The 21,021-nt window shown below is 73.1% G+C and carries 15 protein-coding genes, 1 tRNA gene and 1 pseudogene; 6 read left to right on the plus strand and 11 right to left on the minus strand.

Going from position 1 to position 21,021, the window contains the following annotated elements:
• Positions 1 to 28 precede the first annotated feature (28 nt).
• The 6 genes from ACO0E0_RS10715 to ACO0E0_RS10740 all read right to left on the minus strand — a co-directional run bounded on the left by ACO0E0_RS10715 (position 29) and on the right by ACO0E0_RS10740 (position 6,620).
• Complete coding sequence (locus ACO0E0_RS10715) at positions 29 to 865, minus strand: SDR family NAD(P)-dependent oxidoreductase (protein WP_422871405.1); 837 nt, start codon at positions 863 to 865, stop codon at positions 29 to 31.
• Entirely contained in the window at positions 862 to 1,254 is a 393-nt protein-coding gene (locus ACO0E0_RS10720; RefSeq protein ID WP_422871406.1) for a Fe-S oxidoreductase, read from the minus strand. The genes ACO0E0_RS10715 and ACO0E0_RS10720 overlap by 4 nt, the downstream gene beginning before the upstream one ends.
• Positions 1,254 to 2,654, minus strand: a complete 1,401-nt coding sequence (locus tag ACO0E0_RS10725; RefSeq protein ID WP_422871407.1) for a dihydrolipoyl dehydrogenase family protein — start codon at positions 2,652 to 2,654, stop codon at positions 1,254 to 1,256. Before ACO0E0_RS10725 ends, ACO0E0_RS10720 begins: the two co-directional genes overlap by 1 nt.
• Positions 2,655 to 2,784: 130 nt before the next feature.
• The gene (locus ACO0E0_RS10730; protein ID WP_422871408.1) at positions 2,785 to 3,606 is read right to left on the minus strand and encodes an arginase family protein; all 822 of its coding nucleotides are present in this window, start codon (positions 3,604 to 3,606) and stop codon (positions 2,785 to 2,787) included.
• 49 nt (positions 3,607 to 3,655) lie between these two features.
• Positions 3,656 to 4,369 carry a PspA/IM30 family protein gene (locus ACO0E0_RS10735; RefSeq protein WP_422871409.1) on the minus strand — a complete coding sequence of 238 codons (714 nt, stop codon included), beginning with the start codon at positions 4,367 to 4,369 and terminating at the stop codon, positions 3,656 to 3,658.
• Between the two features lie 220 nt (positions 4,370 to 4,589).
• Positions 4,590 to 6,620, minus strand: coding sequence for a TPM domain-containing protein (locus ACO0E0_RS10740; protein ID WP_422871410.1), 2,031 nt, complete (start codon positions 6,618 to 6,620; stop codon positions 4,590 to 4,592).
• Positions 6,621 to 7,051: 431 nt separating this feature from the next.
• Here ACO0E0_RS10740 and ACO0E0_RS10745 point away from each other — a divergent pair, with 431 nt between their 5' ends.
• Complete coding sequence (locus ACO0E0_RS10745) at positions 7,052 to 7,228, plus strand: hypothetical protein (protein WP_422871411.1); 177 nt, start codon at positions 7,052 to 7,054, stop codon at positions 7,226 to 7,228.
• A 347-nt stretch (positions 7,229 to 7,575) separates the two neighbouring features.
• Positions 7,576 to 8,031, plus strand: a pseudogene (locus ACO0E0_RS10750) (4'-phosphopantetheinyl transferase superfamily protein); the annotation flags it as partial.
• A gap of 257 nt (positions 8,032 to 8,288) precedes the next feature.
• Here ACO0E0_RS10750 and ACO0E0_RS10755 read toward each other — a convergent pair.
• From ACO0E0_RS10755 to ACO0E0_RS10770, 4 genes are all read right to left on the minus strand, one after another.
• Positions 8,289 to 9,599, minus strand: a complete 1,311-nt coding sequence (locus tag ACO0E0_RS10755; RefSeq protein ID WP_422871412.1) for a M1 family metallopeptidase — start codon at positions 9,597 to 9,599, stop codon at positions 8,289 to 8,291.
• A gap of 74 nt (positions 9,600 to 9,673) precedes the next feature.
• Positions 9,674 to 13,687, minus strand: coding sequence for a Pls/PosA family non-ribosomal peptide synthetase (locus ACO0E0_RS10760; protein WP_422871413.1), 4,014 nt, complete (start codon positions 13,685 to 13,687; stop codon positions 9,674 to 9,676).
• A gap of 82 nt (positions 13,688 to 13,769) precedes the next feature.
• Complete coding sequence (locus ACO0E0_RS10765; RefSeq protein WP_422871414.1) at positions 13,770 to 14,792, minus strand: Gfo/Idh/MocA family protein; 1,023 nt, start codon at positions 14,790 to 14,792, stop codon at positions 13,770 to 13,772.
• 353 nt (positions 14,793 to 15,145) lie between these two features.
• Positions 15,146 to 15,217, minus strand: a tRNA-Arg gene (locus ACO0E0_RS10770).
• Positions 15,218 to 15,299: 82 nt separating this feature from the next.
• On the opposite strand from ACO0E0_RS10770, the gene ACO0E0_RS10775 reads away from it, so the two are divergent.
• Positions 15,300 to 16,037, plus strand: coding sequence for a gamma-glutamyl-gamma-aminobutyrate hydrolase family protein (locus tag ACO0E0_RS10775; RefSeq protein ID WP_422871415.1), 738 nt, complete (start codon positions 15,300 to 15,302; stop codon positions 16,035 to 16,037).
• Between the two features lie 144 nt (positions 16,038 to 16,181).
• Here the strand turns inward: ACO0E0_RS10775 and ACO0E0_RS10780 are convergent, their stop codons facing one another.
• Entirely contained in the window at positions 16,182 to 16,817 is a 636-nt protein-coding gene (locus ACO0E0_RS10780) for a hypothetical protein (RefSeq protein WP_422871416.1), read from the minus strand.
• Positions 16,818 to 16,955: 138 nt separating this feature from the next.
• On the opposite strand from ACO0E0_RS10780, the gene argS reads away from it, so the two are divergent.
• From argS to lysA, 3 genes are all read left to right on the plus strand, one after another.
• A complete protein-coding gene (gene argS / locus ACO0E0_RS10785) occupies positions 16,956 to 18,629 on the plus strand; it encodes an arginine--tRNA ligase (RefSeq protein WP_422871417.1) in 1,674 nt (557 codons plus the stop codon).
• A 58-nt stretch (positions 18,630 to 18,687) separates the two neighbouring features.
• Positions 18,688 to 19,458: a hypothetical protein gene (locus ACO0E0_RS10790; RefSeq protein WP_422871418.1), complete on the plus strand. Its 771-nt coding sequence runs from the start codon at positions 18,688 to 18,690 to the stop codon at positions 19,456 to 19,458.
• 125 nt (positions 19,459 to 19,583) lie between these two features.
• Positions 19,584 to 21,002 (plus strand): diaminopimelate decarboxylase, encoded by a 1,419-nt coding sequence (gene lysA / locus ACO0E0_RS10795; protein ID WP_422871419.1) that lies wholly within the window; start codon positions 19,584 to 19,586, stop codon positions 21,000 to 21,002.
• The last annotated feature ends 19 nt before the right edge of the window (positions 21,003 to 21,021 follow it).

Here is a 21,021-nt window from a genome sequence, read left to right on the forward strand (position 1 = left end):
TGTGGTCCGGGGAGGCGAGCCGGACGGATCAGGCGACCCGTCCCTCCCATCCGTCGACGCGCTGCGCGAGTCGGTCCCAGAGCGCCGCGCCGAGGGCGTCGTCCCGTGCTTCGCGGCCGAGCACCCCGGGGTTCAGCCCGTCGAAGTAGGTGCCGGTGCGCGCGTCGACGTCGTCGTCGCCGGCGAGACGGACGAGTCCGACCGCCCCGGCCTGCGCGGAGATGCCGTAGTTCCCCCCGGTGACGGCGGACAGCACCTTCATCGAGGGAGAGTCGGCACCGAACCCGGTCACCACGAACCCCGGGTGGAACGAGAACGCGTCGACGCCGGTCCGCGCGGTCCACTTCCTGGTGAGCAGGACGGCGGCGAGCTTCGCCGTGCTGTAGGCGCGCCAGCCCCCGAACCACGGGCGGTGCGCCAGGTCCAGGTCGTCGAGCACGAGGTGTCCGAAACGGTGCGCGATGCTCGAGGTGAGGACCATCCGCCCGTGGTTCGCCGCGAGGACGTCCGCCAGCGCGTTCGCCAGGACGAACGGCGCGACGACGTTCCGCTGCAGTGTGGTCTCGAGCCCGTCCGCCGTCCGGCTCCGCGCGGACACGAGCCCGCCGGCGTTGTTCGCGAGCGTGTCGAGGCCCGGCTCGTCGTGACGGAGCTCGTCCGCGAGGGCCCGGACCGCGTCGAGGGAGTCGAGGTCAGCGACGTACCGCGGCATGTCGAGGGCGTCCGCGACGGCGTTCGTGCGCGCTCGGTCGCGTCCGATGACGACGACACGGTGTCCGTCCGCGACGAGGGCCCGCGCGGCGGACGCACCGATCCCGGAGCTGGCGCCGGTGAGCGCGATGGTGCGGGGCTGATCGGTCTTCATCGGTATCCTCCGTCTTCGAGGCCGGCTTCGACCTCGAACCTGTTGGTGGTGGCGTCCCGGCCGGCGAGCGCGTACAGGACCGGCATGGCGAGGCCGTAGCGCCGCCACTGGGTCACGTGCCTGCGTTCGTGCCGGAGCACGCGATCGCCGTCGTTGTCCCGGGTCAGGTACACCGAGCCGACGCAGGTCCCGCCGCGGCGGAACACCCAGCGCGGCATCCCAGAGCAGACGACGAGACCGTCGACGACCCGGACCGGACCGGTCGACAGCGGCAGTCCGACGGCGAGCCCGACGAGGGTCGCGAGACCCCAGCCCGCCCAGGACACCGGGGAGTCGAGGAACGGGTTCCACGGGCCTCGGTGTGCTGGTGCTCGGACGCCGGACGGCATCACGGCCGGCCGTACGTCTCGAGCAGTCGCAGCCAGATCTCGTTCATGGTCGGGTAGGCGGGGACGGCGTGCCAGAGGCGGTCGACCGGGACCTCTCCGACGATCGCGATCGTCGCAGCCTGGAGCATCTCCGCGACGTCCTGTCCGACGAAGGTCACCCCGACGAGCACGCCGCGGTCCTCGTCGACGACCATCTTCGCGCGACCCGAGTAGCCGTCGGCCTGGAGCGCGCTCCCGGCGATCGCGCCGAGGTCGTACTCGACGCCGCGGACGTTCAGACCCTGCTTGCGGGCCGCGTCCTCGGTGAGGCCGACGCTCGCGACCTCCGGGTCGGTGAACGTCACCTGGGGCACCGCTCCGTGGTCGGCGGTCGCCACGTGCGCGCCCCACGGCTCGGTGTGCAGGTCGGTGCCCTGGAACCGTGCTGCGATGGCCTCGCCGGCCGCGCGGGCCTGGTACTTGCCCTGGTGGGTGAGGAGCGCCCGGTGGTTGACGTCGCCGACGCCGTAGAGCCAGTCGGTGCCCTCGACGAGCATGGTGTCGTCGACGTGCAACCAGTCGCCCGGCTCGATGCCGATGTTCTCCAGTCCGAGGTCACCGGTCCGCGCCGACCGGCCCGCCGCCACGAGGATCTCGCTCGTCACGACGGTGGTGCCGTCGTCGAGCGTCGTGGTGACGAGACCGTGCTCGTCGCGGTCGACCCGCGTCGGGCTGACGCCGAGTCGGACGTCGATGCCGAGCTCGCGCATCGAGTCCGCGACGAGTTCGCCGACGAAGGGCTCCTGGGTGCCGAGGAGTCCCGAGCGGGCGACGAGGGTGACCGTCGCGCCGAAGGACGCGTACGCGGTGGCGAGCTCGGAGCCCGCGACGCCGCCGCCCACGACCATCAGGCTCTCCGGGACCGCTTGGGCGCTCGTGGCCTCCCGCGTGCCCCACGGCGCCGCGTCGGCGAGTCCGGGGACGTCCGGGAGCACGTGCACCGAACCCGTCGCGACGGCGATCGCCGCACGAGCCGTGTGCGTCTCGCCGTCGACCGTGATGGTCTTCGGGCCGGTGATCGTGGCGTGGCCGCGGAGGAGCGTGATGTCGGCCGACTCGAGCCAGGACACCTGGCCGTCGTCCTTCCAGTCGCTCGTGAACGAGTTGCGACGCGCGAACACGGCGGCCGGGTCGACCGATCCGGTCACGGCCTGCTCGGCGCCGTCGAGTCGCTGGGCCGCACGGACGGCATGTCCGCTGCGGAGGAGCGCCTTGGACGGCATGCACGCCCAGTAGGAGCACTCGCCCCCGACGAGTTCGGACTCCACGATCGCGGTGCTCAGGCCGCGCTTGTGGGCGTAGTCCGCCACGTTCTCGCCGACTGCGCCGGCGCCGATCACGATGAGGTCGAAATCCGTCATGGCTCCGACCGTACGCGGGGCGGCATGGGCCGGACCGGGGAGACCGGGGGACGCGCCGGGTTCGGGCCGCGCGGTGCTGCGGAGGCGCGGCGCGGTCCGCCTCGGCCCGGTCGGACGGACGGCGGCGGTGTCAGGCGACGCGGGCGGCCGCGGAGAGGGCACCGACGAGCCGGAGGATCACGCCCATGTCGTCGACCGCTCGGTCAGGGTCGACCGGTGCGAAGCCGGTGATCGCGGCACCGGCGAGACGACGCCCGGCGGTGGCGGCTCCGATGCGCTCGACGAGTCCGGCACCGTCGAGCCCGAACGGCACGGGTTCGAGGAGTCCGTCCACCTCACCGGGGTCGAGGACGTCGAGGTCGACGTGCACGAACACCTGGGTCGCACCCGTGGCGTCGACGGCCGCGCGGACCGCGTCGGGTGTGGCGGCGTCGGTGTCGAGGACACGGATGCCTGCGCGGCCGAGGGCGGCGTGCTCGACGTCCTCGACACCGCGAGGGCCGACGACGACCACGTGGTCGGCCTGGAGGCTGACGACGTCCGGGAACAGGTCGGCCGGTCGATCGGTGAGGATCCGGACCACGGCGGTCTCGGCAGCGACCGGTTGCGCTCGGTTCAGAGCGCGGAACCCCGAGGATCCCGAGAACCGCACGAACGTGGTGTCGGGGGTGCACACCGCAGCCGCGCCGAGCACCACTGCGCCGTCGCCGCCGATGACGAGCACCGGTTCGGACGCGACGCGGCACTCTTCCGAGACCGACTCGGCGACCGACCGCACCGCGGTGTAGCGAGCCACCGCGGACTCGAGGCGGTCGCCGGCGCCGGCCGGGACGTCGACGATGGTCGTCGCGGTGCGCGGGAGGTCGGCTGCGATGGCCGTCGCGCCGTCGCCGAGGCGCATCGCCCGGGACGACGCCGAACCCTGCCACTGACCGACGACGATGAAGTGCACGTGGCCAGTCTGTCAGGTCCGTCCGACGGCGGCCCGGGCGATGCCCAGATCAGTTCCCGGCCTTGAGGGCCGCGAGCCGGGCCTCGACCTCGGCGTCCTTGCCGACGTCGGCGAGGCTCTCGAACTGGGCGTCGAGACTCGACGCCTGCAGCTCGGTCTGGCCCATCACCTTCGCCTCCTCGCGGCGGACCTTCTCCTCGAAGCGACCGAGGTCGCTCGTCGGGTCGAGCACGTCGATGTTGCCGACGGCCTCGTTGACCTTCGACTGCGCCTCCGCGGTCTTCGACCGGGCGACGAGCTGGTCGCGCTTGGCCCGGAGGTCGACGAGCTTCTGCTCCATGCCGGCGAGACCGGACTTCAGCTTGTCGACGGACTCGTTCTGGGCGGCGATGGTCGGCTCGGCGTCCTTGGCCTCCTGCTCGGCGGCGATCTGCTTGCCGAGCGCGACCTTGGCGAGGTTGTCGAACTTGTCGGCTTCGGCGGTCTTGCCGTCGGCCCGGTAGCGGTCGGCGGCGGTCGAGGCACTCGCTGCCTTCTGGCCCCAGTCGGTCGCGGCCGCGAGGTCCTCGGCGTGGTCCTGCTCCATGAGCCGGACGTTCCCGATCGTCTGTGCGATCGCGGTCTTCGCGTCGGCGATGTTGTTCGTGTAGTCGCGGACCAGCTGGTCGAGCATCAGCTGCGGGTCCTCGGCGTTGTCGATCAGCTGGTTGACGTTCGCTCGGACGAGCGTCGAGATCCGGCCGAAGATGGTCTGCTTCGCCATGATGTGTCCCTTTCGTGAGGTGGACGGTCCCATTCTCGGACCTGGATGTGGAGCCTTGTGGTTCGGGGATGTCGCTGTGGTCGGTCTGGTCGGTGCTGGTGTGTCGGTGCGGTCGCTGCGGTCGGTGCTGATGCGTCGTTGCGGTCGGGGTCGATGAACGGTGCTCTGGCCTGATGGACGGTGCTCGGGCTGATGGACGGTGCTCGGGCTCGTGCCGAGGTCAGAAGCGGCCGCCACCCGAGAAGCCGCCGCCACCTCCGCCGCCGCCACCGCCGAAGCCGCCGCCACCGCTGAAGCCGCCGCCCCCGCCGCCGCCGAAGCCGCCGCCGAAGCCGCCGCCGCCGTAGCTGCCGCCGCGACCGCCGAAGAGCCCGCCGAGGACCAGTCCGGTGACGAGGCCGCCGAGCTGCGCGCCGTTGCCGTTCCCCCCACCGCCCTGGCCGGGCCAGCCGCCCATGTCGTCGTTCGCGGCGTCGATCGCGGCGGCTGCGTACTGCTCGGCCGCCCGCGCCGCCCGGATCGCCTGCGCGGGATCCGATGTCGCCATGTCGACCGCGTCGTCGAGGGCGCGTTCCGCTTCGGACAGGCGGGTGCGTGCCGTCGACCCCACCCCTCCGCGTCGGGTGGAGATGAAGTCACGTGCCTGGCTGATGCGCAACCGGGCGTCACGGAGTGCGGCGTCGAGTGCCGCTGCGGCGTGCTGCGCCTGTTCGGCGGCGCTCCGGGCCCTGGCGAGGGCCGCATCGATCGCGGTGTTGACCTGGGTCAACCGGTCGAGCGCGGTGACGGGGTCCTTCGGGTCGACGTCCCGACGGAGGGTGGTCTCGGCGGCGGCGACCGCAGCGGTGACGTCGGGGGAGTCGCCGGGGGTACCGCGGAGTCGTTTCCCCGCGGCGACGTCGGCCTCGACCTCGGTCCGGAGCGTGGCGACACGTGCGACGGACTCGTCGAACGCGCCGTCGGCCGCGATGACCGCACCGGTCAGTTGCGCGATCTGGGCGAGGGCGTGCTGGGCATCCCGGACGGCGATGACCGCGGCGCCCTTGTCGCCGGACGCGAGCGCGGCGTCGGCGGCGTCGGTGCGTTCGGTCGCGAAGTCGAGCACCTGCTGGGCCTGGTCGACGTTGCCCTCGACCGAGGCCAGGGTGCGGCCGGTCCACCGGCTCCGGAGCGTCTCGAGGGCGGCATCCGCGCCGGTGAGACTCGACTGGGCGGCGGTCACGGCCTTTCGGAGCTCGACGGCGGCCTGGTCGACGCCGTCCTCGAGCGAGCGGAGCTCGTCGAAGGAGTCGGTCTGCTCCTCGATCGTGGCGTGCGCCTGCTCGCAGATCGCGACGATCTGACGGCTCCAGTCGGCCCGTTGCTCGACGGTGTCCGGGATCTCGTCGTCGAGCTGCTGTTGGAGCTTGAAGGCGGTCTGCACGGACTTCTTGGCGGTCGCGAGCGCGCGGACGAACGGCTCGGCGGCGTCCGGCCCGAACTGGGCGACGGCGAACCCGACTTCCTGTTCCGCCGTGCGGAGTTCGTCGTCGATGGTGACGAGCGCGCCGCCGGCCCGCCGTTCGAGCTCGGCGAGGTCGGCTTCGGCGGCGGCGGACGCCTTCGTCGCGGCGGCTCTGCGCCGCGACCGCAGGACGAGGAGGAGCACGGCGACGCCGACGACGATCACCGCGAGCGCGATCCAGACCCAGCTGAAGTCCGGCGGTGCCTGCGTCGCGGCGAGCCCGGCTGCGAACGACTCGGTGGCACCCGCCCAGTCGCTGTCCCGGAGCTTCGGGACGAGGTCCTGCTCGGTGGCCTGTTGGACGTCCGACGCGGACAGCGTGTTCGAGGTGTCGGACTGCGAGACGTTGTAGAGGCGGTCCTGCACCGCCACGGACAGCAGCACGCTGTCGGTGTCGAGTTGGTTCTGCTCGAGCGTCTGTCGACCCCACGCGGCCTGGTCGGAGGGGTCGGAGAACGAGGGGACGAAGACGACGAACAGCCGGGTCTTCGTCGAGGCGTAGAGGTCGTCGAGCGAGTGCTTGACCGCACGCTCCTGGGCCGGGGTGAGGGCGTTCGCGTCGTCCACCACGTACGCGCCGTCGAGGTCGACCGGGGCGGTCGCAGATGCACCGGCGGCCGGCAGGATCGTGAGCGCGGCACCGATCACCGCGGCGAGCAGCGCGGCAGCGAGACGGTTGCCGACGGACGGCCCGCGTCGTCGGTCGCGCGGTCGTGTGGTCGTCGCTCCACTCCGGATCGGAGCCATGCGTCCTCCTGTTCGAGCACCGAGCCCGGTCGGCGTCGTGCTGGTCGGGCGTCGTGTTGGTCCGACACTGTGTCGGTCGGGCGTCGTGTTGGTCCGACAAGGTGTTGGTCCGACACTGTGTCCGGCCGACACGGGGTGTCATGCCCGATCGACGTGTCCCGGTGCGTGGACACCGGCTGTGCAGCACCGCGCGGGACGACCCCTCGACCCGGCGGTGCCCGGAGTCTACCGACGCCAGGTGACCGGGAGGCCAGGCGCCTCGATGCCTGTGGACAACCGGTCTCGGCGACGCCGCTGTACCCCGACGGCTGCGGGTGGATCGGCAGCAGTGCACGGACCTCGAGATGCAACGTCCCCCGGGCGGGAGTAGGATGCGGTCAAGGTCAACGACGAAGGGAGCTGCAATGGAGCGAGCGACCAGGACGGAAGTCGTGCCCCTCGAGGACGGATTCCACAGGGTCTCGACACCGGCGAGCGGGGTGATCGGGTTCGTGCGCGAACGCGACGGCCGCTACGAGGTGCTTCGTGGCCGGGTCCGGCAGGCGACACGGTCGGAGGGCATGTACTCCACCATGAACGTCGCCTTGATCGCACTGACGCACGCCTGATCGACCAGCTGCGAGGCTCCGATGCCTCGTGGAATCCGTCGGCGGCACAGAACTCGTCCGACACCGGACAGAACGCTCCGGGTCCCGGTGACCCGGGGCGTTCGCCGTGCTGGGGCGCCGCCCGGGCACTGAGGCTCCCGGCTGCGCCCGTCGAGACTGCGGGAACGGGAAGTGCCCGGGCACCGGCACCGCGCGAAACTGCATTCTCGGGCAGCCCCGGCACCGGAACTGCATTTACGGGCAGCACCGGCCCCCCGCTGAACGGCATTCTCGGGCAGCACCGGCACCCCGTGGAACGGTATCCTCGGGCAGCCCCGGCCCTCGAGCTGACCCCGTAAGGTGCCTGCATGCGGCTCCCGCGCCTCCACTCCGACACCGACACGGTCGCCGTCCGCGTGCTCGCGCGCGCGGACGGCGCCGACCGTGCGGACGACCACGCCGCGCTGCGCTCCCTCGTCGCCGCCGTCGCCGGGGTGCCGGTCGCCGACGTCCGAGTCCACCAGCACTGCGGACGGTGCAGCGCCGACGACCACGGCCGGCCGGCGGTGTCCGGGACCCCCGCACCGGTCGCGGTGAGCCTGGCACGGACCGCCGGTGTGCTCGCGATCGCCGCCTCGACGGGTCCGGCGGTCGGTGTCGACGTCGAACGGGTCGCAGCCGTCGCGGCGGCACCGGTCGACCTCCGGGCGGACGACGAACGAGCGGGGAGTCTGTCGGCCCGCGCGACGACGCGGCTGTGGACGGCGAAGGAGGCCGTCCTCAAGCGGGACGGCCGGGGCCTCCGGGTCGATCCGCGGACCTTCTCCGTCCGGTGGCGCGGCGACGACGGGCGGATCCGGTGGCCCGGGGGACCGGTGTGGGCCGGCGGACTCCGGGTGCGGAGCATCGCGGTGCCCGATTCGCTCCGGCTCGGTGACGACCTCGTGCTGGCGGTCGCGTCGGACGGCCGTGTCCGCGTCCTGCTCGACGTCGATGCATGCGGACTGCATCGCGGGGACGACCGTGGCGGACTCCGGGAACCGCGGCTCGCAGCCGAGGCCGGCGCCGGCACGACCCCGGTTCAGAGCGTCGGGACCGCCGCTGCACCCACCCAGGAGTCCACGATCGCCCGTACGGCAGCCGTGTCGGCCGGGACCGCCGTGCTCGCGAACGAAGCGACGACGTCCGACGGCTCCACGGTGCCGTGCCGGAACGTGGTCGTCAGCGATCGGAGCCCGGCGAAGAACCGGTCGTCGCCGATCGATCGTCGGACGGCATGGAGGGCGAGCGCGCCCCGCTTGTAGACCCGGTCGTCGAACATGGCTGCCGGGCCCGGATCCGCGACGACGATGTCCTCGGGTTGTCGGGCGATCCGGTCGCGGTGCGCGCGCGCGGAGTCGTCCGCGGGCACCCCGTCGTGCTCCTCCGCCCAGATCCACTCGGCGTAGCAGGCGAACCCCTCGTGCAGCCAGATGTCCTGCCAGCGGCGCACCGTGAGCGAGTTCCCGAACCACTGGTGGGCGAGTTCGTGCGCGATCAGGCGGTCCGAGCCGTGGTGACCGTCGACGTGGTTCCGGCCGAAGACCGCCAGTCCGTGCGCCTCGAGCGGGATCTCGAGTTCGTCGTCGGTGATGACGACGCCGTACTCCGGGAACGGGTACGGGCCGAAGCGGTCGATGAACAGCGCGAGCATGTCCCGCACCCGGCCGAGGTCGACGCGGACCGCGTGCTGCAGGTCCGCCGGGTGGTGGAGCGTCGTCGGCACGGGCGCGTTCCGCACCCGGTGCGTCCGGTAGCGCCCGATCTGCACGGTCGCCAGGTAGGTCGCCATCGGTTCCGTGACCTCGAACGTCCAGCGCGTGCCGGCGCGGGTCGGCTCCCGACCGACGAGCGTCCCGTTGGCGACGACGTCGTAGCCGGACTCGCACGTGACCTGGATGCGGTAGGTCGCCTTGTCCGACGGCAGGTCGTTGCACGGGAACCACGACGGTGCGCCGATCGGCTGGCTGGCGACGATGACGCCGTCGGCGAGCTCCTCCCATCCGAGGCTGCCCCAGGTGCTCCGGAGCGGCTTCGGCGTCCCGCGGTACCGGACCGCGACGGTGAACTCCGCCCCGTCCTCGATCGGGACCGCCGGGGTGACCGTGAGCTTGTGCGTGCCGTTCGAGTACTTCCGTGCACGGACGCCGTCCACGGTGACGCCGTCGACGGACAGGCCGTGCAGGTCGAGCGTGAACCGGTCGAGCGCGCGGGCGGCCGTCGCGGTGATCGTCGCCGACGCGGTGAGGCGGTTCGTCGCGACCCGGTACTCGAGCGCGAGGTCGTACCGACCCGCGCGGTACCCGTCGTCGCCGCTGTGCGGGGTGTACGGGTCGATGTCGGATGCGCTCACGGTGTCGATCAGTCTGGCACGTGGCGCCGGACCCGGTCCGATCCGCGCAGCGGCGACCCGCGCACGCGGACCGGTCACCGTCGCCAGGGTGGCCGGACCCACGGCGCGATCGGGTTGCCGGACCACACCGAGCCCGCCGGCACGCGCTCACCGCGCATCACGAGCGATGCCGGGCCGACGGTGGCCCCGTCGTCGATCGCGGCCGCCGGCAGGATGACGCTGTGCGGCCCGAGGGTCGCCCCCGCGTCGAGCCGGACCCCGTCGAGCTGCATCACCCGGTCGTGGAACAGGTGGGTCTGGACGACGCAGCCGCGGTTGACGGTGGCGCCGTCGCCGATGCGGACGAGATCGGCTTCCGGCAGCCAGTACGACTCGCACCAGACGCCCCGTCCGATCGAGGCCCCGAGGGTCCGCAGCCAGGCGGCGAGCACGGGCGTGCCGGCGGCGCTCGCGGCGAACCACGGGCGGGCGACCATCTCGACGAAGGTGTCCTGGACCTCGTTGCGCCAGACGAACGACGACCACAACGGGTGCTCCTCGGCGCGGATCCGCCCGACGAACGCCCACTTCGCGCCGGTGGTCACGGCGGCGGCGACCGCGCCGGCGGCCACGAGCACGGCGCCGGACAGGACGATCGTCCAGCCGAGTCCGATGGAGGTCCAGATGGTCTCCAGTGCCCAGACGACGCCGAGCGCGATCCACGCGGACACCATGACCGGGAGGATGCGGAGCACCTCCCACAGCCCGCGCGCGACCTTGAGCCGGACCGGCGGACGGAACGTCCGGGACTCGTCGAACTCCGTCACCGCACGGCGCAGGCGCACCGGGGGGCTCCCGAGCCAGGACGAGCCGCGCTTGGCCTTCCGCGGGACGGCGGACAGCACGGCGACGAGCGCCTCCCGCGGCACGTTCCGCCCGGCACCGGTCATCCCGCTGTTGCCGAGGAACGCGCGTCGCCCGACCTTCGAGCGGCCGACGCGCATCCGGCCGCCGGACAGCTCGTACGTCGCCACCATCGTGTCGTCGGCGAGGAACGCCCCCGGCGCGATCGCGGTGAGCTTCGGGATGAGCAGCACGGTCGACACCTCGACGTCCGCACCGACCCGTGCCCCGAGGAGCCGGAGCCAGACGGGGGTCACGAGACTCGCGTACAGCGGGAACAGGAGCGTCCTCGCGGCGTCGAGCACCCGTTCGGTCGACCACACCTGCCACCCGATCCGGCTCCGGACCGGGTGCCGACCCTCCCGGAGACCGATCCCGAGCAGCCGGACGACGACGATCACGAGCAGTGCGTAGGTGCCTCCGGCGGCCAGGGTGGCGACCGGGACCGCCGCCGCCGCCCGGACGACGGCATCCACCAGCGTCGGGGCGTTCCCGACCATCCGGGCGATGACGAGCACCCCGACCACCACCGCGAGGACCGGCAACCCCGCGGACGCGATCGAGCCCGCACCGTAGGCCAGCAGCCAGCGACGCCCGCGCGCCGGACGGCCGAGCCTGTCCCGCCGCGTGGAGCCGATCCGGGTCGCCGGGGACCCGGCCCAGCGCTCCCCGGCGGGCACCCGTCCGGTCACGGCGGAGCCCGGTTCGATCTCCGCACCCGCACCGATCCGCGCACCGGGGAGCAGCGTGCTCCGGCTGTGCACGACGGCGTCGGCGCCGATGTGCACCGGGCCGAGCCGGAACACGTCCCCGTCCACCCAGTGCCCGGCGAGGTCGACCTCGGGCTCGACCGCAGCGTGTCGACCGACGGTCAGCATGCCGGTGACCGGCGGCAGCGTGTGCAGGTCGACGCCCTCGCCGACGGTCGCGCCGAGCGCTCGGGCGTAGTAGTTGATCCACGGCGCGCCGGCGAGGCTCGGACCATCGACCAGGTGGGCGATCTGCTCCGCGAGCCACACCCGGATGTGCACCGATCCGCCGCGAGGATGGTCGCCCGCACGGACGCCGAGGAGGAGAGCCCGGGAGCAGACCACCGTGATGGTCATCTTCCCCGCGGGCGTCACGAAGAGCAGGATCGCCGCGACGAGGACCGGCCACGGCACCGTCGGCAGGAACGGCAAGGTGGTGGCCCGGAGGACGTCGTTCGCGATGGCGACGAAGGTGATGATCCGGAGCCCGACGAGGATCTGCAACGGGAGCCCGAGGAGCGTCATCGCGAGCCCGGTCGCCGGCGGCGTGGGGAGCACCGTCCGGGCCTCCGTCGGTCCGGCGCCGGACGCGTCGAGCGACTCGGCGAGCGCACCGATGCGTGGGTGGTCGTACACGTCGGCGACGGTCGTGCTCGGGTAGCGTTCCCGGATCGCCGACACGAGCTGTGCCGCCGTGAGGGACCCGCCGCCGAGCGCGAAGAAGTCGTCGTCGACGCCCGAGACCGGTGCGCCGAGGATCGCCGACCACCGTTCCGCGATCCACGCGACCGTCGGGGGGAGTTCGACCGCGTCACCGGGATGGTCGTCGAGCGGCCAGGGGAGCGCGGCGCGGTCGACCTTGCCGGACGTCCGCGTCGGCAGTTCGTCGACGACCGTCAGGAGCGGGACGAGTGCGGCGGGCAGGTCGAGACGGAGCTGAGCGGTCGCCGCGGCCCGGTCGAAGGAGGTCCGGTCGCCGCGGACGGCGACGTACCCGACGAGCACCCGGTTGCCGGCGGCGGTCTGCTGCACGACGGCCGCCCCGCCGGCGACGCCGTCGAGTGCGCCGAGCGCGGCGTCGATCTCGCCGAGCTCGATCCGTCGGCCGCCGAGCTTGACCTGGTCGTCCGCGCGTCCCTGGAACACGAGCCCGGCGGACTCGTACCGGACCAGGTCGCCGCTCCGGTAGGCACGCTCCCAGCCGAGCTCCGCGAACGGTGCGTACTTCTCCGCGTCCTTGGCCGGGTCGAGGTACCGGGCGAGTCCGACCCCGCCGATGACGAGCTCGCCGACCTCGCCCTCGGCGACACGTGCACCGGACGCGTCGACGACGGCGAGGTCCCACCCGTCGAGCGGCAGGCCGATCCGGATCGGGGTGGACCCGTCGAGCCGTGCGCCGCAGGCCACCACGGTCGCCTCGGTCGGGCCGTACGTGTTCCAGACCTCGCGTCCGCGGGCGGCGATGCGGGCGGCGAGCTCGGGCGGACAGGCCTCGCCGCCGAAGACCACGAGGCGGACGAGCTCGAGGGCGTCGTCGGGCCAGAGCGCGGCGAGCGTCGGGACGGTCGACACGATCGTGATGCCGTGCGCGATGAGCCAGGGGCCGAGGTCGACACCGCTCCGGACGAGGGCGCGGGGTGCGGGGACGAGGCAGGCACCGTGACCCCACGCGAGCCACATCTCCTCGCAGGACGCGTCGAACGCCACGCTGAGCCCGGCGAGCACGCGATCGCCGGGACCGATCGGCTCGTCCTGGAGGAACATCCGCGCCTCGGCGTCCACGAACGCCGCGGCGGACCGGTGCGTCACGGCCACCCCCTTCGGGACACCGGTCGAGCCCGAGGTGAAGATGACCCAGCAGTCGTCGTCGAGCCCCGGAGTCTCGGGCCCCGGAGTCTCGAGTCCCGGAGTCTCGAGTCCCGGAGCGTCGAGTCCCGACCCGTCGTCCCCGGCGACACGTCCCGGAGCGTCGAGGACCGGCATGGCGGCGCCGTCCCGCGTCCGGAGGACGCCGCCGTCGCCGATCACCCCGACGACACCGGCTTCACCGAACACGAGCTCGGCGCGTTCCTCCGGATCGTCGGCGTCGACCGGCACGTACGCCGCGCCGGCGGCGAGCACCGACAGGACGGCGACGTACAGCGTGCGCGTCCCGGACGGGATCCGGACACCGACACGGTCGCCCCGTCGGACGCCGCGTCGCACGAGGTCCGCCGCTCCGGCCCGCACCTCGGCCATGAGCCGCCGGTAGCTGATGCCGCCCTCGGGGTCCTCGAGCGCGAGGGCGTCCGGGTGCTCCTCGGCGGTCGCGCCGAGGACGTCGAGCAGGGTGCGCGGTCGGGGTGCCCGGCCGCGGGCGAGCAGCACGGACTGGCCCTGGTCGCTCCGCAGCGGGTCGCCCACGTCGTGCGTGTCGACTGCGCCGCCTGCCGGACCGGAACTCGTTCCCGCTGCCATCCACGTGCCTCCCGTTCGCGCTCGCCGGGTGGCGGAGCGCCGCGATCATAGGGGAGCAGGGTGACGCGTTCGGGAACAGCGGTCATCCGGGGTCGCGGACCATGCGCCGCACGTCGTCGAGGGTGCGCATCAGCGCGATCGAGTCGTCGAGGGGGCGGAGCGCGGACTCGGTGCGGCCGGCGGCGACGTCCGCTGCGACCGCGACGGCCTGCCAGACGAGACCCTCGCGGCCGGTCAGCCCGGTCGGTTCCTGCCAACGGTGCCGGTCGTCGCCGATCCGCAGCTCGAACGACGCGGGGAACACGAAGTGGTCGGTGAACCGGATGCTGGCCGCGGTCCCGCCGATGGTCGCGAGCCCGTCGGTGCCGGTCAGGATGCTGGTCGCGACGGTCGCGTGCGCCCCGGTGGTCGTCGCGATCGCAGCGACGGACTGGAGGTCCACCCCACGTTCCGTCGACCGCCCGGTCGCGCGGACGGTCGCCACCGCGCCGGTCGCCCACTGTGCGAACCAGAGGCCGTACACCCCTGCGTCGAGGAGTGCACCACCGCCGGCGTCGGGGTCCATCATCCGGCTGCCGGGGTCGAGCGGGTTCTTCCAGCCGACGTCGACGGTGGCGAGGACCACCTCGCCGAGGTCGCCGCGCTCGCGGAGGGCGTCGATGGTCCGGGTGTGGGGGAGGAACCGGGTCCAGAGCGCCTCCATCGCGAACACCCCGGCCGCGCGGGCGGCGTCGGCGATCCGCTGCGCTTCGGCCTCGCTCGTCGCGAACGGCTTCTCGACGAGCACGTGCTTGCCGGCGGCGATCGCGAGGAGGGCGTGCTCGGCGTGCTGTGGATGCGGGGTCGCGACGTAGACGACGTCGACCTCGGGGTCGTCGACGAGGGCCTCGTAGGAGGCGTGCACGTTCGGCACCCCGTGGGTGCGGGCGAACGCGTCGGCACGCTCGGCGCTCCGGGACCCGACGGCGACGACGCGCTGGTCGGAGTTGGCGTGCAGGGTCGCGGTGAAGTCGTTCGCGATCTCCCCGGGGCCGATGATGCCCCAGCGGAGCACGGGCCCGCCGCGGAGTGGAGCGAGGTCTGGTTCCGGGAAGTCGAACGTCATGCCCTCACGCTAGCCGCGCCCCACCCCGCTCGTGTGCGGTCGCGGAACGCGACATCGCGCGCTGCCGACCGAGCGCAGCGGCCGGCGCTCGTGTGGGCAGTGATGCGAGACAACGGTCGCGGAACGCGACATCGCGCGCTGCTGACCGAGCGCAGCGGCACGCGCACCGGCGGGCGCTCCTGTGGGCGGTGACCAGAGACAACGGTCGCGGAACGCGACATCGCGCGCTGCTGACCGCGCGCAGCGGCGGGCGCTCCTGTGGGCGGTGATGCGAGACAACGGTCGCGGAACGCGACATCGCGCGCTGCTGACCGAGCGCAGCGAGGACAACAGCTTGCGCGAGAATGCAACAGTGCCCCCTGTAGGATTCGAACCTACGCCCCTGCCTCCGGAGGGCAGTGCTCTATCCCCTGAGCTAAGGGGGCTCGTGGGTGGTTCAACCGTAGCAGGTCGCCGGGGTCGGTCCGGACACGCGCATCCCGCCCGGTCCTCTGTCAGGATCGGGCCATGACCGCCCTCCGACGTCCGCTGCTCGCCGTGGTGGACGTCAGTGACGGCGGCCGTCACGACCCGGCGTTCGACGCGGTGCTGGTCGCCCTGACGGCTCGGGTGCTGGCGGCCGGGGAGCGCGTCGGCTTCGCACCGGTGCGGTTGGCGGCGGAGCAGCTCGGTGCGGAGGGACTCCTCGCGGCGGTGGCTGGTGCGGACGCGGTGGTCCTGACGGGTGGTGAGGACGTCGCCCCGGAGCGCTACAACGGCGCGCTCGAGTACGAGGGTGCAGGCCAGTTATTCCGGACCGCGGACGATGCCCAGATCGACCTGGTGCGGCACGTCGTCGCGGGGCGGATCCCGACGGTGGGCATCTGCCGCGGCATGCAGGTCGTCAATGTGGCGCTCGGCGGTGACCTCGTGCAGCACCTCGCGGACGGCGGGCACGTGCGTGGGGGTGCGCCGACCGAGAGCATGGTCGACCATCCGGTGCGGATCGACGAGCGGAGCGACCTCGCGAGTGTCCTCGGCGTGACGACCCTCACGGTGCGGTCGAGTCACCACCAGGCGGTCGGTCGCCTCGGTGCGGGGTTGTCCGCGGTGGCGAGTGCTCCGGACGGCACGGTCGAGGCGGTCGAGCACCAGGACGCCCCGCTGTGGGCGGTCCAGTGGCACCCGGAGGACCCGGGAGCGGCGGGCGACGTCCTGGAGCGTCTGCTCGCCGCCGCCCGTGATGCCGTCCCGGCCGCGCGCTGACCGGAGCCGGTCTGTGGGTCGGGGGAGCGCCTCCCGGACGGTTCCCGCGGTGACCGTGCAGTCGCGCCCGGTGTCCGGGCCGACCACGGGGCCGAACTGCACGCTCGACGCCCGCCCGGAGGCCGGGCGGGCCGGAAGCGGCGCCTACGGCGTGGGCGACGCCGACGGCGAGGCGGTCCCTGCGAGCGCCGCCCGCGCGGAGTCCATGATCGGCTGGACGGCACCCGGCTCGGTGAACATCGTCGACTCGACGTCGATCCAGTACGGGTCGACGAACGCATCCGCCCGGCCGACACTGCCCGCCGTGTCGAAGTAGCCCTCGACCGTGTAGGTCGGCACGCTGTGGCTGTCCTCGTAGAGGGAGTCCTTGAGACGGGTGAGCGGGGCCGCGGGGAGGGAGGCGACCGCGAGCGTCACGGTGACGTCGCCGGATGCGTTCCGCCAGATGCACACCTGCCCGCGCTGCGCTGCGATGTCGGCAGCGGGCGAGGCCTTCGCTGGCTGAGCGGAGTCGGCGAGCGTGAACGCCTGGCCGTAGACGGCGAAGACGGACGCCGGCACGAGGGTGTCGCAGGGCACGTCGACGCGCGTCCCCACGGGCTCCGGGGTCGCGGACGACGACGGCGACCCGGTGCCGTGCGCCGCCGTCGAGCCCGATGCGCGCGCCGACGACGTCGACGTGACGCCCCCGCCGGAGGACGTGCACCCGGCGAGGGCCACGATCCCCGCGAGGGCGACGGCGGTGGCGGTGATCGCCCGGACGGTGCTCCCGGTGGTCATGGCACCCATGATGACGCATGCGCCCGAGCGCACGGTGCGGGACCGCCCGACAGGACACCGCCCGGTGCCTGGCGGGGGACCGGACAGCAGGCGCGGCCCGACTCCGGCGCACCGGGAACCCACGTAGACTCGGATGCCGTGACTCCCGCCGAACTCTCCACCGCGTACCTGTCGATCCTCTCCGGGATCGTCGAGCGACGCGGTGCGTCCGACGCCGTGACCGTCGACGACTCGCACGTCGCCCTCGAGCGGCCGCGGAACCGTGCGCACGGCGACTGGTCGTCGAACGCGGCGATGCAGCTCGCCAAGCGGATCGGCACGAACCCGCGCGAGCTCGCGACCGAGATCGCCGGCGAGCTGACGGAGCTCGACGGCGTGGACTCGGTCGACGTCGCGGGCCCCGGGTTCATCAACATCACGCTCGAAGCAGCCGCTGCGGGGGAGATCGCCCGGACCATCGTCGAGTCCGGCGCCGCGTTCGGGAACGGGGACCTCTACGACGGCGTCCGGATCGACCTGGAGTTCGTGTCCGCGAACCCGACCGGTCCGATCCACATGGGCGGCGTCCGGTGGGCGGCGGTCGGGGACAGCCTGGCCCGCGTGTTCACGGCACAGGGCGGCCTCGTCACCCGTGAGTACTACTTCAACGACCACGGTGGACAGATCGACCGGTTCGCCCGGTCGCTCCTCGCGAGCGCGCTCGGCGAGCCGACGCCGGAGGACGGGTACGGCGGCGCGTACATCGGCGAGATCGCCGCCCGCGTCCTCGCGACCCGGGACGCCGACATGGCCGACGTGCGGGACCTGCCGCGCGACGAGGCCCAGGAGCTGTTCCGCCGCGAGGGCGTCGAGTTCATGTTCACGGACATCAAGTCGTCGCTGCACGACTTCGGCGTCGACTTCGACGTCTTCTTCCACGAGAACTCGCTGCACGAGTCGAAGGCCGTCGACCGCGCCCTCGTCCGCCTCCGCGAGCTCGGACACGTCTACGAGGCCGAGGGTGCGACCTGGCTCCGCACAACGACCTTCGGGGACGACCGGGACCGCGTCGTGATCAAGTCCGACGGCGAGCCGGCCTACATCGCCGGCGACCTGGCGTACTACCTCGACAAGCGGGAGCGCGGGTTCGAGCGGAACCTCATCATGCTCGGTGCCGACCACCACGGCTACATCGGGCGGATGATGGCGATGACCGCGGCGTTCGGCGACGAGCCGGGCAAGAACCTCGAGATCCTCATCGGGCAGATGGTGAACCTGCTGAAGGACGGCGAGCCCGTCCGGATGTCCAAGCGTGCCGGCACCGTCGTCACGATGGAGGACCTCGTCGACGCGGTCGGTGTCGACGCCGGTCGGTACGCACTCGTCCGGTTCGCGAGCGACACCGCGATCGACATCGACCTCGACCTGCTCACGAAGCGGACGAACGACAACCCGGTCTTCACCGTCCAGTACGCGCACGCCCGCACCCGTGCGGTGGACCGGAACGCGGCGGCGAGCGGGGTCGACCGGTCGGTGTTCGACGCGTCGCTCCTGACGCACGAGACCGAGTCGTCGTTGCTCGGCGCCCTCGCGGAGTTCCCCCGGCTGGTCCGGCACGCGGCGGAGCTCCGGGAGCCCCACCGCATCGCCCGGTACGTCGAGCAGCTCGCCGGGCTGTACCACCGCTGGTACGACGCGTGCCGGGTGACGCCGCTCGGCGACGAGCCCGTGACGGACCTGAACCGCACGCGTCTGTGGCTGAACGACGCCACCGGGCAGGTCATCCGCAACGGTCTGACGATGCTCGGCGTGTCGGCTCCCGACCGGATGTAGCCGGCGGTCGCTGGCCCCGGCCACCCGATCCCCGGGGAGCGCCTGCTTGGATGGGTCGATGACCGCCACCGCCGAGACCCCCACGCGCCGACACCGCGGCCGCACCGCACTGATCTGGGCGGTGTCCGTCGTCGTCGTGCTCGCCGTGCTGGTCGTCGTCGCCGAGTTCGTGCTCCGAGGTGTCGTCGACCGGATGATCGCCGAGCAGGTCGAGCAGGCGCTGCCCGAGGGCACCACCGGCCAGGTCGACGCCCACGCCGACGGGGTCGTCATCCCGCAGCTCCTGTCCGGGAACCTCGACGACGTCGCACTGTCGGCGAAGCGGATCACGGTGCGGGGCATCCCGCTGGCGGTGCGCGCGACCGTCCACGACGTCCCGGTCGACGGCCAGGGCTCCACCGGCGCGATCGACGGCCGCGTCACGCTCGCCGCGTCCGCGGTCGACGACCTCGGCGTGCTCGACCAGGTGTCCGGCGACATCACGCTCCGGAACGGCGGGATCGCGTACCGCGGCTCGACGAAGATCGTGGGCTACCAGATCGACTACCGCGTGCTGGCGGACCTCGCCGCCGCGTCGAACGGCCAGGGCATCGTCGTCACCCCACAGAAGGTGAGCGTCACGAACACCGCGCTCGGCATCGACATCGGCGGGGAGGTCCCCGGCGTGTCCGGCCGGCCCCTCACCGTCTGCACCGCGAAGTACCTGCCGGCGGACCTCCGTCTCCGGTCCATCGACGTCACCGCGGCCGACGCGTCGGTGCGCGTCACCGCACCGCGGCTCCCGCTGTCCGAGCAGGGCCTCCGCGCGACGGGCAGCTGCCCGGGCTGAGCCGTCGCCGTCGTGCGCCGTCCGACGGACGCGAGTCGCGCCTCCCGGCCGACCGGCGGCGCCGTCGCGTCCGCGCGACGTCACATCGGACTGGAGGGACCACCCGCCTCGGTAGGCTGGCGCGCGTGACCGAGAACCCCCTTGCACCACCGCGCTTGCGGGTCCCGGAGGACCCGAACGCCCTCGTGACGCGGATCTGGCCGGCGACGGCCACGCGCACCGACGACGGCGCGCTCGTGGTCGGCGGCGTCACGGCGGACGACCTCGTCGCCCGGTTCGGCAGTCCGCTCTACGTGGTGGACGCGCAGGACGTCCGGTCCCGTGCGGCCCGGGTGCGGGACGCGTTCGAGGACGCCTTCGCGCGGATCGGGACGACCGCCCACGTCTACTACGCCGCCAAGGCGTTCCTGACCACGCAGGTCGCGGCCTGGATGGCCGAGGCGGACCTCCGCGTCGACGTCTGCACCGCCGGCGAGCTCGCGGTCGCGCTCGCCGGGGGTGTCGATCCCGGCCGGCTCGGGTTCCACGGCAACAACAAGTCCGACGAGGAGCTCGACACGGCCGTCGCGGCCGGCGTCGGCACGATCGTGCTCGACAGCGTCGAGGAGATCGCCCGCGTCGCGGCGGTCGCCGCGCGGGCCGGCCTCGTCCAGCGGGTCCGCCTCCGGATCAACAGCGGCGTGCACGCCTCCACCCACGAGTACCTGGCGACCGCGCGGGAGGACCAGAAGTTCGGCATCCCGTTGAGCGACGCGGCCGCGGCGGCGGCGCTCGTCCGGGCCGAGCCGTCGCTCGCGTTCGTCGGGCTGCACTCCCACATCGGGTCGCAGATCTTCGACGAGTCCGGGTTCCGCGAGGCCGCGCGTCGGCTGATGGAGGTGCACGCGGCGCTCTCGGTGGACGGCGAGGTCCCGGAGCTCAACCTCGGCGGCGGCTGGGGCATCGACCACACCGAGGCCGACACGGCGTTCGCGCCCGAGGACATCGCCGAGGCCCTGGCGCGGATCGTCGCCGCGGAGTGCGCCGAGCGCGGGATCCCGGTGCCGGTGATCGCGGTCGAGCCGGGGCGGTACATCGTCGGTCCGGCCGGCGTCACGCTCTACCGGGTCGGGACGATCAAGCCGGTGCTCGTCGGACTGCCGGACGACACCTCGGCGACCAGGACCTACGTGTCGGTCGACGGCGGCATGAGCGACAACGTCCGACCGGCGCTGTACGACGCGGAGTACACCGCGCGACTCGCCCGGACGTCGACCGCGGACCCGATCCTGGTCCGGGTGGCGGGCAAGCACTGCGAGAGCGGCGACGTCGTCGTGCCCGACGAGTACCTGCCCGGGGACGTCCACCGCGACGACGTGCTCGCGGTCGCGGCGACCGGGGCCTACTGCTGGAGCCTGTCGAGCAACTACAACCACGTGGGGCGTCCGCCGGTCGTCGCGGTCGCGGACGGCGAAGCCCGTATCCTCGTCCGGGGCGAGCGCGTCGAGGACCTCCTCGCCCGAGACTGCGGCGTCGCGCCGGTCACCCCGACCCGTGCGCGCTGACCCGACCAGACCGAGAGTG

The sequence above is a fragment of the Curtobacterium phyllosphaerae genome (genome assembly GCF_049341865.1).
In the GTDB taxonomy this organism is placed as follows: domain Bacteria; phylum Actinomycetota; class Actinomycetes; order Actinomycetales; family Microbacteriaceae; genus Curtobacterium; species Curtobacterium phyllosphaerae.

Coding starts and splice junctions, on each gene's coding strand:
- ACO0E0_RS10715 (WP_422871405.1), bottom strand. CDS start 865: ATGAAGACCGATCAGCCCCGCACCATCGCGCTCACCGGCGCCAGCTCC.
- ACO0E0_RS10720 (WP_422871406.1), bottom strand. CDS start 1,254: ATGCCGTCCGGCGTCCGAGCACCAGCACACCGAGGCCCGTGGAACCCG.
- ACO0E0_RS10725 (WP_422871407.1), bottom strand. CDS start 2,654: ATGACGGATTTCGACCTCATCGTGATCGGCGCCGGCGCAGTCGGCGAG.
- ACO0E0_RS10735 (WP_422871409.1), bottom strand. CDS start 4,369: ATGGCGAAGCAGACCATCTTCGGCCGGATCTCGACGCTCGTCCGAGCG.
- ACO0E0_RS10740 (WP_422871410.1), bottom strand. CDS start 6,620: ATGGCTCCGATCCGGAGTGGAGCGACGACCACACGACCGCGCGACCGA.
- ACO0E0_RS10760 (WP_422871413.1), bottom strand. CDS start 13,687: ATGGCAGCGGGAACGAGTTCCGGTCCGGCAGGCGGCGCAGTCGACACG.
- ACO0E0_RS10765 (WP_422871414.1), bottom strand. CDS start 14,792: ATGACGTTCGACTTCCCGGAACCAGACCTCGCTCCACTCCGCGGCGGG.
- ACO0E0_RS10775 (WP_422871415.1), top strand. CDS start 15,300: ATGACCGCCCTCCGACGTCCGCTGCTCGCCGTGGTGGACGTCAGTGAC.
- ACO0E0_RS10780 (WP_422871416.1), bottom strand. CDS start 16,817: ATGACCACCGGGAGCACCGTCCGGGCGATCACCGCCACCGCCGTCGCC.
- ACO0E0_RS10790 (WP_422871418.1), top strand. CDS start 18,688: ATGACCGCCACCGCCGAGACCCCCACGCGCCGACACCGCGGCCGCACC.